Raw genomic sequence first — 16,832 nt, 5'->3', positions numbered from 1 at the left:
TAGCAACAGCTCACCCATGCGGCTCTGACAACGATGTTAACCCGCGTTAAATATCCCACGTTGGCCAGCATCTGTCTCACGGAAAGTCATACTGCCTTACATGATATGTTGAATCCTACAAAAGATACCAATTGGAATTCTACGTGTATCTATAAATCCAGACATAAGATGTTGCCTGTTAATCTTACTCAGGAAACACTTTTCAACTCCAAATCTCAGGATAAACATGCGCTTTTCCCCATTTTTACTGCGAGTTGGCGAGCTTATCGTATAATGAATAAGGGTGCTTAAGTAAAGGAAAACATCACCGTTCCTGGCATCCTGGGCGGTGATGCCCCTATGGTTGCCCTCGCCAGCGCGGGCATCGGCAAAGCGTAAGGTTCAAAAGCGATTTACCACTTCATGCGATTGTTGCGTTTTTGTTGCGCATTAGATCACTTAATTTGCTTTACATCTCCCGTAAACACTTTTCTGCGATACAATGCCTTTACGTTATGTAACGGAGAGTTCGGCATGTCACACCCCGCGTTAACGCAACTGCGTGCGCTGCGCTATTTTAAAGAGATCCCTGCCCTGGATCCGCAACTGCTCGACTGGCTGTTGCTGGAGGATTCCATGACAAAACGTTTTGAACAGCAGGGAAAAACGGTAAGCGTGACGATGATCCGCGAAGGGTTTGTCGAGCAGAATGAAATCCCCGAAGAACTGCCGCTGCTGCCGAAAGAGTCTCGTTACTGGTTACGTGAAATTTTGTTATGTGCCGATGGTGAACCGTGGCTTGCCGGTCGTACCGTCGTTCCTGTGTCAACGTTAAGCGGGCCGGAGCTGGCGTTACAAAAATTGGGTAAAACGCCGTTAGGACGCTATCTGTTCACATCATCGACATTAACCCGGGACTTTATTGAGATAGGCCGTGATGCCGGGCTGTGGGGGCGACGTTCCCGCCTGCGATTAAGCGGTAAACCGCTGTTGTTAACAGAACTGTTTTTACCGGCGTCACCGTTGTACTAAGAGGAAAAAAATATGGAGTGGAGTCTGACGCAGAATAAGCTGCTGGCGTTTCATCGCTTAATGCGTACGGATAAGCCAATTGGCGCGTTACTGCTGCTCTGGCCAACATTATGGGCGTTGTGGGTGGCGACACCGGGCGTTCCTCAGCTCTGGATCCTGGCGGTATTTGTCGCGGGTGTCTGGCTGATGCGCGCTGCCGGATGTGTGGTGAATGATTATGCTGACCGAAAGTTTGATGGTCATGTTAAGCGCACGGCGAACCGACCACTTCCCAGCGGCGCGGTAACAGAGAAAGAGGCGCGCGCGCTGTTTGTAGTGCTGGTACTGATTTCGTTTTTACTGGTACTGACGCTGAATACGATGACCATTCTGTTGTCGATTGCCGCTCTGGCGTTGGCGTGGGTGTACCCGTTTATGAAGCGGTATACCCATCTCCCGCAAGTGGTGCTGGGCGCGGCGTTTGGCTGGTCGATTCCAATGGCTTTTGCCGCTGTGAGTGAGTCGGTGCCATTGAGTTGCTGGTTAATGTTCCTCGCCAATATTCTCTGGGCGGTGGCTTACGACACGCAGTATGCGATGGTTGACCGCGATGATGATGTGAAGATTGGCATTAAATCCACGGCAATCCTGTTCGGCCAATACGATAAATTGATTATTGGTATTTTGCAGATTGGCGTACTGGCACTGATGGCGATCATCGGTGAGTTAAATGGCTTAGGCTGGGGATATTACTGGTCAATTCTGGTGGCTGGCGCGCTGTTTGTTTATCAACAAAAACTGATTGCCAACCGCGAGCGTGAAGCCTGCTTTAAAGCATTTATGAATAATAACTATGTTGGTCTGGTACTATTTTTAGGGCTGGCAATGAGTTACTGGCATTTCTGATGATGTAAAAAAGCCGGATGATCATCGGCTTTCTTCTGGGTTGCCTGATGCGCGGCGCTTCTCAGGCCTACACAACACATCGCAATTTATTGAATTTGCAGATTATGGAATGCCGGATAAGGCGTTTTCGCCGCATCCGGCAATTCTCTCTGGTTACCCTTCGCCCTGCGTCGCACTCTCAATCGTCAAACGCACGTCTGATGTAATCAACTCCGCCAGCAACTGATAAACCTTCATCGTTTCTGCCGGTTCGGCATCGCCGCTATCGCTGATATACCCTTCATCACGCAGCGTCAGCACCAGAGAACTGAACACCGCCTTGTCGAAGAACTCCGGCGCGTTGATACCGTGCAGCACGGAGAGACGTTGCGCGACGGTGCGGCTCTCTTTCTCCAGCGTACCGCGGTTGATCGACGGGTTAGCGCTCAACAGCCAGAAGGTGATGGCATAACGTTGCAGCGTTTCGCGCGCGCCTGCGGCCAGCAGCTGTAGCGTGCGAGAATGCGACGGGTTGATATGCAACTCATCATCTTGCAGGGTAATCAGCCCCTGACGTTGCATCTCATTTGCCAACGCATCAATAACGTCCGGCAACTCGTCGCGATCCCAGCGCAGGAACAGCTCCGCTTTCAGCATTGGGTAAAGCACATTGACGTGCTCCATCAATACGTCGCGGGAGATGTGGCGATGCTGGGTGACAATTGCCGCCATCAGCGAAGGCAGCACCAACATATGCGCAATGTTGTTGCGATAGTAGGTCATCAGCACCGCTTGCTCGCGCGGCAGAATGATGATGTCGCCGATAGTGTCTTTCTCAACTTCAAACTTGTTCATTTGCAGCGCGTGATCGATAAGCTCGCTGGCGCTGGCTGAAGGAACGGTAGAGTCCGTGGAGTAAGGTACGTTGCGCATCAGATCCAGGTAGCAGTTGAGTTGCTCGGTTAACTGCTCGCGGGTAAGTGAGCGCTGACGTGATGCCAGTAGCGCGGTACAGCAGAGGTTCATGGCGTTTGCCGCGCCTGCGTTGTTAATGCGTACCATCAGATCGGCAGCAATATTATTGACCGTCGGCGTTAACCATGCCGGACGCACCGCTTCGATGGGATCGATAGATTCACGCCAGTCAGGTACATGCTGGTTAAGGTAGGTCATCAACGGCATTGGTTCACCGAAGTTGACGTAACCCTGACCGAGATTACGCAGCTTGCTTAAACCGCGCAGCATCTGCGGCAGGCTCTCTTTCTCTTTCGTCGCACCGCGCAGTTCTTTGGCGTAAGTACCCACTTCCATGACGTGCTCATAACCGATATAGATCGGAATCAGCGTAATCGGACGCGTGCCGCCACGCAGCATCGCCTGAATGGTCATCGACAGCGTACCGGTTTTCGGATCCAGCAAACGCCCCGTACGGGAACGACCGCCTTCCACGAAATACTCGACGGAATAACCACGGCTGAACAGTTCGCCGAGATACTCACGGAAAACGGTGGAATAAAGTTTATTGCCTTTAAACGTACGGCGAATAAAGAACGCCCCCAGACGGCGGAAAATCGGCCCGGCCGGCCAGAAATTCAGGTTGATCCCGGCGGCGATATGCGGCGGCACCAGCCCCTGGTGGTACAGCACGTAAGAAAGTAGCAGGTAGTCCATGTGACTGCGGTGGCAAGGCACATACACCAGCTCATGACCGTCGTGGGCCAGCTGGCGAACGCGCTCGGCGTTATGGACGTTGATGCCCTGATAAAGTCGGTTCCAGGTGAAGCCCAGAATGCGGTCAGTCAGGCGGATCATCTCGTAAGAGAAATTCGCCGCAATCTCTTCCATCAGCGCAATCGCGTTCTGCTGCGCTTTTTCATGGGAGATTTTTTTGCTGCGCGCTTCATCTTCTACCGCTTTGGCAATGGCGCGGGAGGCGAGCAGCTTATTAAACAGATCCTGACGAGCAGGCAGACGTGGGCCCACAGCAGCCAGACGTTGACGGGCAAAGTGCATACGCGCCACGCGCGCCAGTTTCTGTGCGATAGTTTTATCCGTGCCGTGTTCATCCGCCATACGGCGCAGCGAAACTGACGGCGAGAAACGCACAAAACTGTCGCGACCGAGCCACAGTACGGCGAAAAATTTCTGTACGCCGTTAAGCATACGCAGCGGCGGGTTTACTTCGCCTTTTTCACGCCCCGGCGCGCGACCAAACATCACCGATACTGGCACCATCTGCACATCCAGATTTGGGTTGCTACGGTGCAAATCGAGATAGTCGTGGAACAGCTTAATAGACTCTTCTTTCGGCGTGTAATAGGTGAATACACGCGGCCCGCCGTGAATGAACACATAGCGCGGCAGTAGCGTGCCGTCGATTTCCAGCGGCTCTAACGGGTCAGGCAAGTCATGAGCCAGACACTGGGCGCGTAACGTCAGCAAATCTGCTTTCGAGTTGTACGGTAAAACGTACATAATTGGACGAGAGGTATCCAGCCCCAGTTCCGGGGCAGGATCTGCCGGAATAGACTTGCTTTTTACCAGGATGCTTAATGGTAAATTCAGTAATTTGTAGTAAATTCGTGGCCAGCCGGACATAAACGATGTAAAGCCTCTGGTTAATAATGCAAATGCGCGGCAAGGATAGCAGAAAGTCATGGGAAATTCTGTGGTATCCGCTCATGTTTCGCGCGGCGTTACGCAAACCCGAATCATCGGATTTAACGGTACACTGATATTGACGCTCATAATGTAAAAAGGTTCTTTCAATGGCCAATAATACCACTGGATTCACCCGAATTATCAAAGCTGCTGGCTATTCCTGGAAAGGTTTACGCGCTGCATGGATCAACGAAGCGGCATTCCGTCAGGAAGGCGTAGCGGTATTGTTGGCGGTGGTCATCGCCTGCTGGCTGGATGTGGACGCAATTACCCGCGTGCTGCTTATCAGCTCCGTGATGCTGGTGATGATTGTGGAAATCCTCAATAGCGCCATCGAAGCAGTGGTTGACCGAATTGGCTCTGAATACCATGAGCTTTCCGGACGCGCAAAAGATATGGGATCCGCCGCGGTGCTGATTGCGATTATCGTCGCCGTGATAACCTGGTGCATCCTGTTATGGTCGCATTTTGGATAACCCTTCCAGAATTCGATAAATCTCTGGTTTATTGTGCAGTTTATGGTTCCAAAATCGCCTTTTGCTGTATATACTCACAGTATAACTGTATATACACCCAGGGGGCGGAATGAAAGCGTTAACGGCCAGGCAACAAGAGGTGTTTGATCTCATCCGTGATCACATCAGCCAGACAGGTATGCCGCCGACGCGTGCGGAAATCGCGCAGCGTTTGGGGTTCCGTTCCCCAAACGCGGCTGAAGAACATCTGAAGGCGCTGGCACGCAAAGGAGTTATTGAAATTGTTTCCGGCGCATCACGCGGGATTCGTCTGTTGCAGGAAGAGGAAGAAGGGTTGCCGCTGGTAGGTCGTGTGGCTGCCGGTGAACCGCTTCTGGCGCAGCAGCATATTGAAGGTCATTATCAGGTCGATCCTTCCTTATTCAAGCCGAATGCTGATTTCCTGCTGCGCGTCAGCGGGATGTCGATGAAAGATATTGGCATTATGGATGGCGACTTGCTGGCAGTGCATAAAACTCAGGATGTACGTAACGGTCAGGTCGTTGTCGCACGTATTGATGACGAAGTTACCGTTAAGCGCCTGAAAAAACAGGGCAATAAAGTCGAACTGTTGCCAGAAAATAGCGAGTTTAAACCAATTGTCGTTGACCTTCGTCAGCAGAGCTTCACCATTGAAGGGCTGGCGGTTGGAGTTATTCGCAACGGCGACTGGCTGTAACATATCTCTGAGACCGCGATGCCGCCAGGCGTCGCGGTTTGTTTTTCATCTCTCTTCATCAGGCTTGTCTGCATGGCATTCCTCACTTCATCTGATAAAGCACTCTGGCATCTCGCCTTACCCATGATTTTCTCCAATATCACCGTTCCGTTGCTGGGACTGGTCGATACGGCGGTAATTGGTCATCTTGATAGTCCAGTTTATTTGGGCGGCGTGGCGGTTGGTGCAACGGCGACCAGCTTTCTCTTTATGCTGTTGCTGTTTTTACGCATGAGCACCACCGGGCTGACTGCGCAGGCTTATGGTGCCAAAAATCCTCAGGCATTAGCCCGTGCGCTGGTGCAACCGTTGCTGTTGGCGTTGGGGGCAGGGGCGTTAATTGCGCTGCTGCGTACACCGATTATCGATCTGGCACTGCATATTGTTGGCGGTAGTGAAGCAGTCCTGGAACAGGCGCGGCGCTTTCTTGAAATCCGCTGGTTAAGCGCACCGGCGTCACTGGCGAATCTGGTATTACTTGGTTGGTTACTCGGCGTGCAATATGCCCGTGCGCCAGTAATTTTGTTAGTGGTCGGCAATATCCTCAACATTGTGCTGGATGTCTGGCTGGTGATGGGGCTGCATATGAACGTGCAGGGCGCGGCGCTGGCGACGGTTATTGCGGAATATGCAACATTGCTGATTGGTCTGCTAATGGTGCGTAAAATCCTCAAACTACGCGGAATTTCCGGCGAAATGCTGAAAACTGCCTGGCGAGGAAACTTCCGTCGCTTGCTGGCGCTTAACCGCGATATCATGCTGCGTTCGCTGTTGTTGCAACTCTGTTTCGGCGCGATCACCGTACTTGGTGCGCGACTGGGGAGTGACATTATCGCTGTTAACGCGGTTCTGATGACGCTACTCACCTTTACCGCCTATGCGCTGGATGGTTTTGCCTACGCGGTTGAAGCGCATTCCGGTCAGGCGTACGGTGCGCGCGACGGTAGCCAGTTGCTGGATGTCTGGCGGGCAGCGTGCCGCCAGTCGGGGATCGTAGCGTTACTGTTTTCGGTAGTTTATTTGCTGGCAGGGGAACACATCATTGCGTTGCTGACGTCGTTAACCCAGATTCAGCAGCTGGCCGACCGCTATCTTATCTGGCAGGTGATTTTGCCGTTGGTTGGCGTCTGGTGTTATCTGCTGGACGGCATGTTTATAGGCGCAACGCGCGCAGCCGAAATGCGTAACAGTATGGCGGTGGCCGCCGCAGGTTTTGCGCTGACGCTCCTTACGCTGCCGTGGCTGGGTAATCATGCTTTGTGGCTGGCGTTAACCGTCTTTCTGGCGTTGCGCGGGCTTTCTCTGGCGGCTATCTGGCGGCGTCACTGGCGCAACGGTACCTGGTTTGCCGCAACGTGACGGTTAAAAATTCTGAATAAATAATCCTAAGCCAAATTGCTGACTACACTTAATCTCACGTTCAGAAGAAAAGTGAACGTACTCTCATTCACAACCTAACGATGAGGTCTTGATTATGAATAAAGATGAAGCCGGCGGTAACTGGAAACAGTTTAAAGGTAAAGTGAAAGAGCAATGGGGCAAACTGACCGATGATGATATGACGATCATTGAAGGTAAACGTGATCAACTGGTCGGTAAAATCCAGGAACGTTATGGTTATCAGAAAGATCAGGCAGAAAAAGAGGTCGTGGATTGGGAAACCCGCAATGAATATCGCTGGTAATTAATCCCTCCTGCCCGACGTGTACAAGGATGTACGCCCTCTTAACGCGGTTTCTTTTTCACCTGCACAGAGTGATCATGCTGGCACTGTTCAGGATGACGACACGCTTCCACTTCCACGCATGCCGCACAGAGCCCATGTGCTTCAATCACATTATGCCGCAGGGCAAACCCCATTTTTGCCGCCAGCGTATGCATGATGTCTTCCACGCCTTCTGCACACTCTTCTTTCACTGCGCCGCAGCGATCGCAAATAAACATAGCTGAAGTATGGGTGGACTGGTCGAACAGATGACAGAGCACATAACTGTTGGTGGATTCCACCTTATGCACAAAACCTTGCTCAAGCAGAAAATCCAGCGCGCGATAAACCGTTGGCGGCTTGGCTTGCGGTTCAGCTTCGCGCAGTAAATCAAGCAGATCATAAGCGCTGATAGCGCCATCCTGCAGACTCATCAGGCGCAACACTTCCAGGCGCTGTGGGGTCAGGCGCACATTACGCTGCGCGCAGATTTTTTCAGCCTGCGCTAATAACTCCTGCGTTGTGGTCTTTTCCATCGGGCACCTCAAAGTGGGGGTTAAGAATGTCCTTACTTTACCATGTTCCAGGAAAAACACCGAGAACCCTTATTGTTGCCGTAATGTTGATTTTCTGTTTTGTAGGTAAGGTGTTATGTTGCCTTGTCGTACCATTATCAACACGATAATAATTAATAATTCATTTTTAAATAAATTGCTTCAAGTTAACTCGCTATTTATTTAACTGGGTTTAAACGCATACCTGTAGTTCAGAAATTATGAGCGATTTTTGATAGTGACCAGATGGCAAAAGAATTATAAGGAGGACACGGTACGACAAAAAAGGTAGATGAATCATGTTGAAGATAATACCCGGTGCAACTGGATACTTTAATAAAACACTCAATTCAAATCAATTCGATAATGAAGATGCAATCAAAGATAAATTAGATAATAGAGGTTCAATCAAAGGTAAATTAAATAATATATATGGTAAATCTATTGATTATGCAGCGCTGCGTCATCGGGATATAATTATTGCAAAAATAGATTTGTTTATTCAACGAATCACGCATAATTTATGGCATGCACGTAAAAAAATGTGTTTTTAATTGAGCAAATAAATGATCTCAAAATGTGGGTCAATAAGTATATTGACGATTGCACTGATGAGGATTTAAACGATCGTGACTTTATTGCATCAGTTGTTGACCGGGCTATTTTTCATTTCGCGATTAATAGTATATGTAATCCTGGGGATAATAAAGATGCGACTCCCATTGAACAATGTACTTTTGATGTAGAAACTAAGAATGGCCTTCCCTCCACGGTTCAGCTATTTTATGAGGAATCTAAGGATAATGAACCTTTAGCGAATATACATTTTCAAACAATAGGTTCTGGTTTTTTAACGTTTGTTAATGCCTGCCAGGAACATGATGACAACAGCTTAAAATTATTTGCTTCGCTGTTAATTTCACTTTCATATTCTAGTGCCTACGCAGATTTATCAGAAACAGTGTATATTAATGAAAATAATGAGAGCTACCTGAAAGCTCAGTTTGAAAAATTATCTCAACGTGATATGAAGAAGTACCTGGGAGAGATGAAGCGTCTGGCTGATGGGGGAGAAATGAATTTTGATGGCTATCTGGATAAGATGTCACATCTGGTGAATGAAGGGACGCTCGATCCTGATATTTTAAGCAAAATGCGAGATGCTGCACCACAATTAATTAGCTTCGCGAAGTCGTTTGACCCAACCTCAAAGGAAGAGATTAAAATACTTACAGACACTTCTAAATTAATTTATGATTTGTTCGGGGTTAAATCGGAGAAATAATATGTGAAGTTCTTCGATAGTATGGAAGGCATTATATAAAAGGACCCAATATTTATTGGGTCCTTTTTTCTCTATCAATGCTATTAGCAGGGAGATATATCACCAAAGTTTAATGTGTGATTTTTTATTTATCGTCGAACCTGGATTGTTTATCATTGGCCTTAACAAAGTTAACGGCTAATAAGATTATTTCCATCACTTCGTGAGAGCTTCATGCCTTGAGAGGATCTCAATTTTCTTTTGCAATGAGACAGGCGCTTCCTGTTGTTATGGTATAGTACCCCGCTATTGAGCCTCCTGAATAGTGATGCTGAATAACATAACCCCATGATATATCGATAAAATAATCTCTACATTTGAAAATGCACGGTAATTCTGAAATGCAAAAAATCAACCAAACCAGCGCAATGCCTGAAAAAACTGACGTTCACTGGAGTGGTCGGTTTAGCGTTGCACCAATGCTCGACTGGACGGACAGACATTGCCGCTATTTCTTGCGTCTGCTTTCCCGCAATACGTTGCTGTATACCGAAATGGTGACCACAGGGGCGATTATTCACGGTAAAGGTGATTACCTGGCGTACAGTGAAGAAGAACATCCGGTAGCGTTGCAACTCGGCGGTAGCGATCCGGCGGCGCTGGCACAGTGTGCGAAGCTGGCAGAAGCGCGTGGATATGATGAGATCAACCTGAATGTCGGCTGCCCGTCTGACCGGGTGCAGAACGGCATGTTTGGTGCGTGTCTGATGGGTAATGCGCAGCTGGTTGCCGATTGCGTGAAAGCGATGCGCGATGTGGTGTCGATTCCGGTGACGGTGAAAACGCGTATTGGCATCGATGACCAGGACAGCTATGAATTTCTCTGCGATTTCATCAACACCGTTTCCGGCAAAGGCGAGTGTGGGATGTTCATCATCCATGCACGTAAAGCCTGGCTTTCGGGGTTAAGCCCGAAAGAAAACCGTGAAATCCCGCCGCTCGATTATCCGCGTGTGTATCAACTGAAGCGTGACTTTCCGCATCTGACAATGTCGATTAACGGTGGTATCAAGTCGCTGGAAGAGGCCAAAGCACACCTGCAACATATGGATGGCGTGATGGTCGGGCGCGAGGCGTATCAGAATCCGGGTATTCTGGCGGCGGTAGACCGGGAGATCTTTGGTTCCTCGGATACCGATGCCTATCCGGTGGCGGTAGTGCGCGCCATGTATCCGTACATTGAGCGTGAACTCAGCCAGGGGACGTATCTCGGCCATATTACCCGGCATATGTTGGGCTTGTTCCAGGGTATTCCTGGCGCGCGGCAGTGGCGGCGTTATTTAAGTGAAAATGCCCATAAAGCGGGTGCAGACATTAATGTGCTGGAACACGCGCTCAAACTGGTGGCGGATAAGCGTTAACTTTTCACCAAAAAGTAGTCAAATTCACCACGCCCTGCGCACCGTCGCGGGGCGTTTTGCTGTTAAATCAATAGATTATTTTTGGCATGATTCTTGTAATGCCAGCAAGAGATTTCATATTTGGGAGAGCATCATGCTGGAACTACTTTTTGTGATTGGCTTTTTTGTCATGCTGATGGTCACCGGCGTTTCGTTGCTGGGCATTATCGCCGCGCTGGTTGTGGCGACGGCCATTATGTTCCTCGGCGGTATGCTGGCATTGATGATTAAGTTGCTGCCGTGGTTACTACTGGCGATTGCGGTGGTGTGGGTTATTAAGGCGATTAAAGCACCAAAAGTGCCTAAATATCAGCGTTATGACCGCTGGCGTTACTAAGGGATTGTGCGGATGATCACAACCTAAGGTTTTATCCTTAGAACAAAATAGGAATTGATAATCAAATCTGTCACTATTGCGCCTCTAACAGATTCATCGTGCTGTACCCTACATACAGCCGACTATAAAAAGAAAGGGCTTCCCAGGTGGAAGCCCTATTTCTTTTATGGAATCAGCAGGCTGGAACCTTGCGTCGCCCGGCTTTCCAGAATCTCATGCGCACGCTGCGCATCCTTCAGCGGATATTTCTGCTGCTCGGCGACATCGACCTTAATCACACCGCTGGCAATCAAAGAGAACAGTTCATTACTGGCCTCGGTTAATTCCTCCCGTGTGGTGATATAGCCTTGCAGGGAAGGGCGTGTCACATACAACGAGCCTTTTTGATTGAGAATGCCTAAGTTCACACCGGTAACCGCACCTGATGAGTTGCCAAAACTGACCATTAAGCCGCGGCGTTGCAGGCAATCCAGCGACCGTTCCCAGGTGTCTCTGCCCACGGAATCGTACACTACGCGCACTTTCTTACCGCCGGTGATCTCTTTCAATCGCTCGACCAGATTCTCTTCACGATAGTTAATAACCTGCCACGCGCCGGCTTTTAGCGCGCTCTGCGCTTTTTGCGCGGTTCCTACGGTGCCGATAAGTTTCGCGCCCAGAGCTTTTGCCCACTGGCAGGCAATCAAGCCAACGCCGCCAGCCGCTGCGTGGAACAGGAACTGTTCATCGGGTTTAATTTCATAGGTTTTGCGCAGCAGATAATAAACCGTTAAGCCTTTCAGGAAAGATGCTGCAGCTTGCTCAAAAGAAATAGCCGCAGGCAGAATCGCCGCTTTATCCGCATTAATGTTATGCACAGAGCTGTAAGCGCCTAACGCCGACTGCGCATAGACTACACGATCGCCTGCCTTAATATGCTTTACACCACTGCCGACTTTACTCACGATGCCTGCCGCTTCGGTACCTGATCCGCTGGGTAGTGATGGCGGCGGGTAAAGGCCGCTGCGGATATACGTGTCGATAAAATTGATGCCGATGGCTTTATTTTCGACCTGGATTTCATTCTCTGCCGGATCGGCAGGAGTGAACTCTACGGCTTGAAGTACTTCCGGGCCACCGTGCTTGTGAAATTCAATTCGTGTTGCCATGTGTCCTCCAGAACGTATCGTCAGGGTCTGCTTCATATGGTAAAGTTTCGACCCATTCTTTATCTCGGTAACTCCATTCACTATGGCAGGAAATAAACCCTTCAACAAACAGCAGGCTGAACCCCGCGAACGCGATCCACAAGTTGCCGGGCTGAAAGTGCCTCCGCACTCGATCGAAGCGGAGCAGTCGGTGTTGGGCGGTTTAATGCTGGATAACGAACGCTGGGACGATGTAGCCGAGCGTGTGGTGGCAGACGATTTTTACACCCGCCCACACCGCCATATCTTTACTGAAATGGCGCGTTTGCAGGAAAGCGGTAGTCCTATCGATCTGATTACCCTTGCGGAATCGCTGGAACGCCAGGGGCAACTCGATAGCGTCGGTGGTTTTGCTTATCTGGCAGAGCTGTCAAAAAATACGCCAAGTGCGGCGAACATCAGTGCTTATGCTGACATCGTGCGTGAACGTGCCGTTGTCCGTGAGATGATCTCGGTTGCGAATGAGATTGCTGAAGCCGGTTTTGATCCGCAGGGGCGTACCAGCGAAGATCTGCTGGACCTTGCTGAATCGCGCGTCTTTAAAATTGCCGAAAGTCGTGCAAACAAAGACGAAGGGCCGAAGAACATCGCCGATGTGCTCGACGCAACCGTGGCGCGTATTGAGCAGTTGTTTCAGCAGCCACACGATGGCGTTACCGGAGTAAACACCGGTTATGACGATCTCAACAAAAAAACCGCTGGCTTGCAGCCGTCGGATTTGATCATCGTCGCCGCGCGTCCGTCGATGGGTAAAACAACATTTGCGATGAACCTCGTCGAAAACGCGGCGATGTTGCAGGATAAACCAGTACTTATCTTCTCGCTGGAGATGCCTTCAGAACAGATTATGATGCGTTCTCTGGCGTCGCTGTCGCGCGTTGACCAGACTAAAATCCGTACCGGGCAGCTCGATGATGAAGACTGGGCGCGCATTTCCGGCACCATGGGTATTTTGCTCGAAAAACGCAATATCTATATCGATGACTCCTCCGGCCTGACGCCAACGGAAGTGCGTTCCCGCGCACGCCGTATTGCCCGTGAACACGGCGGCATCGGGCTTATCATGATCGACTACCTGCAACTGATGCGCGTACCGGCGCTTTCCGATAACCGTACGCTGGAAATTGCAGAAATCTCTCGCTCGCTGAAAGCACTGGCGAAAGAACTGAACGTGCCGGTGGTGGCGCTGTCCCAGTTGAACCGTTCTCTGGAACAACGTGCCGACAAACGCCCGGTCAACTCCGACCTGCGTGAATCTGGCTCTATCGAGCAGGATGCGGACTTGATCATGTTTATCTATCGTGATGAGGTGTATCACGAAAACAGTGATTTAAAAGGCATCGCGGAAATTATTATCGGTAAACAACGTAACGGCCCAATCGGGACGGTACGCCTGACCTTTAACGGTCAATGGTCGCGCTTCGACAACTATGCGGGGCCGCAGTACGACGACGAATAATAATTATTTTATGAATTAGGCAATTAAAGCAAACACTTATCAAGGAACACAAATGCAAGCGGCAACTGTTGTGATTAACCGCCGCGCTCTGCGACACAACCTGCAACGTCTTCGTGAACTGGCCCCTGCCAGTAAAATGGTTGCGGTGGTGAAAGCGAACGCTTATGGTCACGGTCTTCTTGAGACCGCGCGAACGCTCCCCGATGCTGACGCCTTTGGCGTAGCCCGTCTCGAAGAAGCTCTGCGACTGCGTGCGGGGGGAATCACCAAACCTGTACTGTTACTCGAAGGCTTTTTTGATGCCAGAGATCTGCCGACGATTTCTGCGCAACATTTTCATACCGCCGTGCATAACGAAGAACAGCTGGCTGCGCTGGAAGAGGCTAGCCTGGACGAGCCGGTTACCGTCTGGATGAAACTCGATACCGGTATGCACCGTCTGGGCGTAAGGCCGGAACAGGCTGGGGCGTTTTATCATCGCCTGACACAGTGCAAAAACGTTCGTCAGCCGGTGAATATCGTCAGCCATTTTGCGCGCGCGGATGAACCAAAATGTGGCGCAACCGAGAAACAACTCGCTATCTTTAATACCTTTTGCGAAGGCAAACCTGGTCAACGTTCCATTGCCGCGTCGGGTGGCATTCTGCTGTGGCCACAATCGCATTTTGACTGGGTGCGCCCGGGCATCATTCTTTATGGCGTCTCGCCGCTGGAAGATCGCTCCACCGGTGCCGATTTTGGCTGTCAGCCAGTGATGTCACTAACCTCCAGCCTGATTGCCGTGCGTGAGCATAAAGCCGGAGAGCCTGTTGGTTATGGTGGAACCTGGGTAAGCGAACGTGATACCCGTCTTGGCGTAGTCGCGATGGGCTATGGCGATGGTTATCCGCGCGCCGCTCCATCCGGTACGCCAGTGCTGGTGAACGGTCGCGAAGTACCGATTGTCGGGCGCGTGGCGATGGATATGATCTGCGTAGACTTAGGTCCACAGGCGCAGGACAAAGCCGGGGATCCGGTCATTTTATGGGGCGAAGGTTTGCCCGTAGAACGTATCGCTGAAATGACAAAAGTGAGCGCTTACGAACTTATTACGCGCCTGACTTCAAGGGTCGCGATGAAATACGTGGATTAATCGTTCTGTAATATTTGATTGTCTGTGCCGGATGCGGCGTGAATGCCTTATCCGGCCAATAAAATCCTAAAAATTCAATAAGTTGATGTTCTTTCATGCTCTTATAAAGGTCGTGCCTCTGGCGGATGTTCGTTTGTCATGAGTCTCACTCTGTTGCTAATTGCCGTTCGCTCCTGAACATCCACTCGATCTTCGCCTTCTTCCGGTTTATTGTGTTTTAACCACCTGCCCGTAAACCTGGAGAACCATCGCGTGTTTCAAAAAGTTGACGCCTACGCTGGCGACCCGATTCTTACGCTTATGGAGCGTTTTAAAGAAGACCCTCGCAGCGACAAAGTGAATTTAAGTATCGGTCTGTACTACAACGAAGACGGAATTATTCCACAACTGAAAGCCGTGGCGGAGGCGGAAGCGCGCCTGAATGCGCAGCCCCATGGCGCTTCGCTTTATTTACCGATGGAAGGGCTTAACAGCTATCGCCATGCCATTGCGCCGCTGCTGTTTGGTGCGGACCATCCGGTACTGCAACAACAGCGCGTAGCAACCATTCAAACCCTTGGCGGCTCAGGGGCATTGAAAGTGGGCGCGGATTTCCTGAAACGCTACTTCCCGGAATCAGGCGTCTGGGTCAGCGATCCTACCTGGGAAAACCACGTAGCAATATTCGCCGGGGCTGGATTCGAAGTGAGTACTTACCCCTGGTATGACGAAGCGACTAACAGCGTGCGCTTTAATGACCTGTTGGCGACGCTGAAAACATTACCTGCCCGCAGTATTGTGTTGCTGCATCCATGTTGCCACAACCCAACAGGTGCCGATCTCACTAATGATCAGTGGGATGCGGTGATTGAAATTCTCAAAGCCCGCGAGCTTATCCCATTCCTCGATATTGCCTATCAAGGATTTAGTGCCGGTATGGAAGAGGATGCCTACGCTATTCGCGCCATTGCCAGCGCTGGATTACCCGCTCTGGTGAGCAATTCGTTCTCGAAAATTTTCTCCCTTTACGGCGAGCGCGTCGGCGGACTTTCTGTTCTGTGTGAAGATGCCGAAGCCGCTGGCCGCGTACTGGGGCAATTGAAAGCAACAGTTCGCCGCAACTACTCCAGCCCGCCGAATTTGGGTGCGCAGGTGGTGGCTGCAGTGCTGAATGACGAGGCATTGAAAGCCAGCTGGCTGGCGGAAGTAGAAGAGATGCGTACTCGCATTCTGGCAATGCGTCAGGAATTGGTGAAGGTATTAAGCACAGAGATGCCAGAACGCAATTTCGATTATCTGCTTAATCAGCGCGGCATGTTCAGTTATACCGGTTTAAGTGCCGCTCAGGTTGACCGACTACGTGAAGAATTTGGTGTCTATCTCATCGCCAGCGGTCGCATGTGTGTCGCCGGGTTAAATACGGCAAATGTACAACGTGTGGCAAAGGCGTTTGCTGCGGTGATGTAATGCAGGAAAGCAGGCTGGAGTTACCCAGCCTGCAGTGAAATTAAACTGTCGTCGCTTTCACTATTTCTTTGTAGATGATTTTTTTGATGCCGTTGTTCTACGTGAGAGATAATAAAACGTTGTCAGTTCTTTTATTGTTAAGTTTATCCCAATTAACTGGAATTCCTTTCCGGTAATGCTGCCAACTTACTGATAGTGTTTTATGTTCAGATAATGCCCGATGACCTTGTCATGCAGCTCCACCGATTTTGAGAACGACAGTGACTTCCGTCCCAGCCTTGCCAGATGTTGTCTCAGATTCAGATTATGTCGCTCAATGCGCTGAGTGTAACGCTTGCTGATAACGTGCAGCTTTCCCTTCAGGCGTGATTCATACAGCGGCCAGCCATCCGTCATCCATACCACGACCTCAAAGGCCGGCAGCAGGCTCAGAAGACGCTCCAGTGTGGCCAGAGTGCGTTCACCGAAGACGTGCGCCACAACCGTCCTCCGTATCCTGTCATACGCGTAAAACAGCCA

Annotated in this window: 14 protein-coding genes and 3 pseudogenes; 13 read left to right on the top strand and 4 right to left on the bottom strand. The window is 50.3% G+C overall.

Features of this window, described 5'->3' with window-relative positions; genetic code table 11:
- Positions 1–84: 84 nt before the first annotated feature.
- From BHE85_RS25090 to ubiA, 3 genes and pseudogenes are all read left to right on the top strand, one after another.
- Positions 85–291: pseudogene (locus tag BHE85_RS25090) on the top strand (SopA family protein); the annotation flags it as partial.
- A 222-nt stretch (positions 292–513) separates the two neighbouring features.
- Positions 514–1,011: a chorismate lyase gene (ubiC, locus tag BHE85_RS25085; RefSeq protein WP_001295693.1), complete on the top strand. Its 498-nt coding sequence runs from the start codon at positions 514–516 to the stop codon at positions 1,009–1,011.
- A 12-nt stretch (positions 1,012–1,023) separates the two neighbouring features.
- Complete coding sequence (ubiA, locus tag BHE85_RS25080) at positions 1,024–1,896, top strand: 4-hydroxybenzoate octaprenyltransferase (protein WP_000455227.1); 873 nt, start codon at positions 1,024–1,026, stop codon at positions 1,894–1,896.
- A gap of 153 nt (positions 1,897–2,049) precedes the next feature.
- Here ubiA and plsB read toward each other — a convergent pair whose 3' ends face one another.
- On the bottom strand, positions 2,050–4,473 hold the full coding sequence (gene plsB / locus BHE85_RS25075) for a glycerol-3-phosphate 1-O-acyltransferase PlsB (RefSeq protein ID WP_004988121.1): 2,424 nt from the start codon (positions 4,471–4,473) through the stop codon (positions 2,050–2,052).
- Between the two features lie 170 nt (positions 4,474–4,643).
- Between plsB and dgkA the strand changes: the two genes are divergently transcribed.
- The 4 genes from dgkA (at position 4,644) to BHE85_RS25055 (ending at position 7,453) form a co-directional block, all read left to right on the top strand.
- A complete protein-coding gene (gene dgkA / locus BHE85_RS25070) occupies positions 4,644–5,012 on the top strand; it encodes a diacylglycerol kinase (RefSeq protein WP_000002907.1) in 369 nt (122 codons plus the stop codon).
- Positions 5,013–5,121: 109 nt separating this feature from the next.
- Positions 5,122–5,730: a transcriptional repressor LexA gene (gene lexA / locus BHE85_RS25065; protein WP_000646078.1), complete on the top strand. Its 609-nt coding sequence runs from the start codon at positions 5,122–5,124 to the stop codon at positions 5,728–5,730.
- Between the two features lie 72 nt (positions 5,731–5,802).
- Positions 5,803–7,128: an MATE family efflux transporter DinF gene (gene dinF, locus BHE85_RS25060; protein ID WP_001308275.1), complete on the top strand. Its 1,326-nt coding sequence runs from the start codon at positions 5,803–5,805 to the stop codon at positions 7,126–7,128.
- Positions 7,129–7,243: 115 nt separating this feature from the next.
- Positions 7,244–7,453: a CsbD family protein gene (locus BHE85_RS25055; protein ID WP_001030593.1), complete on the top strand. Its 210-nt coding sequence runs from the start codon at positions 7,244–7,246 to the stop codon at positions 7,451–7,453.
- 41 nt (positions 7,454–7,494) lie between these two features.
- On the opposite strand, the gene zur is transcribed toward BHE85_RS25055, so the two are convergent.
- Positions 7,495–8,010 carry a zinc uptake transcriptional repressor Zur gene (zur, locus tag BHE85_RS25050; protein WP_004988057.1) on the bottom strand — a complete coding sequence of 172 codons (516 nt, stop codon included), beginning with the start codon at positions 8,008–8,010 and terminating at the stop codon, positions 7,495–7,497.
- Between the two features lie 317 nt (positions 8,011–8,327).
- Here zur and BHE85_RS25040 point away from each other — a divergent pair.
- The 3 genes and pseudogenes from BHE85_RS25040 to pspG all read left to right on the top strand — a co-directional run bounded on the left by BHE85_RS25040 (position 8,328) and on the right by pspG (position 11,089).
- Positions 8,328–9,313: pseudogene (locus BHE85_RS25040) on the top strand (DUF2713 domain-containing protein).
- Positions 9,314–9,675: 362 nt separating this feature from the next.
- Entirely contained in the window at positions 9,676–10,713 is a 1,038-nt protein-coding gene (gene dusA, locus BHE85_RS25035) for a tRNA dihydrouridine(20/20a) synthase DusA (protein WP_004988151.1), read from the top strand.
- A 133-nt stretch (positions 10,714–10,846) separates the two neighbouring features.
- Positions 10,847–11,089, top strand: a complete 243-nt coding sequence (gene pspG, locus BHE85_RS25030) for an envelope stress response protein PspG (RefSeq protein ID WP_000891404.1) — start codon at positions 10,847–10,849, stop codon at positions 11,087–11,089.
- A gap of 164 nt (positions 11,090–11,253) precedes the next feature.
- Here pspG and BHE85_RS25025 read toward each other — a convergent pair whose 3' ends face one another.
- Positions 11,254–12,237 carry a quinone oxidoreductase gene (locus tag BHE85_RS25025; RefSeq protein WP_000235537.1) on the bottom strand — a complete coding sequence of 328 codons (984 nt, stop codon included), beginning with the start codon at positions 12,235–12,237 and terminating at the stop codon, positions 11,254–11,256.
- Between the two features lie 82 nt (positions 12,238–12,319).
- Between BHE85_RS25025 and dnaB the strand changes: the two genes are divergently transcribed.
- The 3 genes from dnaB (at position 12,320) to tyrB (ending at position 16,313) form a co-directional block, all read left to right on the top strand.
- On the top strand, positions 12,320–13,735 hold the full coding sequence (gene dnaB / locus BHE85_RS25020) for a replicative DNA helicase (RefSeq protein ID WP_000918363.1): 1,416 nt from the start codon (positions 12,320–12,322) through the stop codon (positions 13,733–13,735).
- 52 nt (positions 13,736–13,787) lie between these two features.
- On the top strand, positions 13,788–14,867 hold the full coding sequence (gene alr, locus BHE85_RS25015; RefSeq protein WP_001147344.1) for an alanine racemase: 1,080 nt from the start codon (positions 13,788–13,790) through the stop codon (positions 14,865–14,867).
- Positions 14,868–15,119: 252 nt separating this feature from the next.
- Positions 15,120–16,313 (top strand): aromatic amino acid transaminase, encoded by a 1,194-nt coding sequence (gene tyrB, locus BHE85_RS25010; RefSeq protein WP_000486975.1) that lies wholly within the window; start codon positions 15,120–15,122, stop codon positions 16,311–16,313.
- 186 nt (positions 16,314–16,499) lie between these two features.
- Here the strand turns inward: tyrB and BHE85_RS25005 are convergent.
- Positions 16,500–16,832: pseudogene (locus BHE85_RS25005) on the bottom strand (IS1-like element IS1X2 family transposase); the annotation flags it as partial.

The organism is Shigella sp. FC1567, assembly GCF_001743015.1.
In the GTDB taxonomy this organism is placed as follows: Bacteria; Pseudomonadota; Gammaproteobacteria; order Enterobacterales; family Enterobacteriaceae; genus Escherichia; species Escherichia coli.
This window is presented reverse-complemented; position numbering and strand designations above follow the sequence as displayed.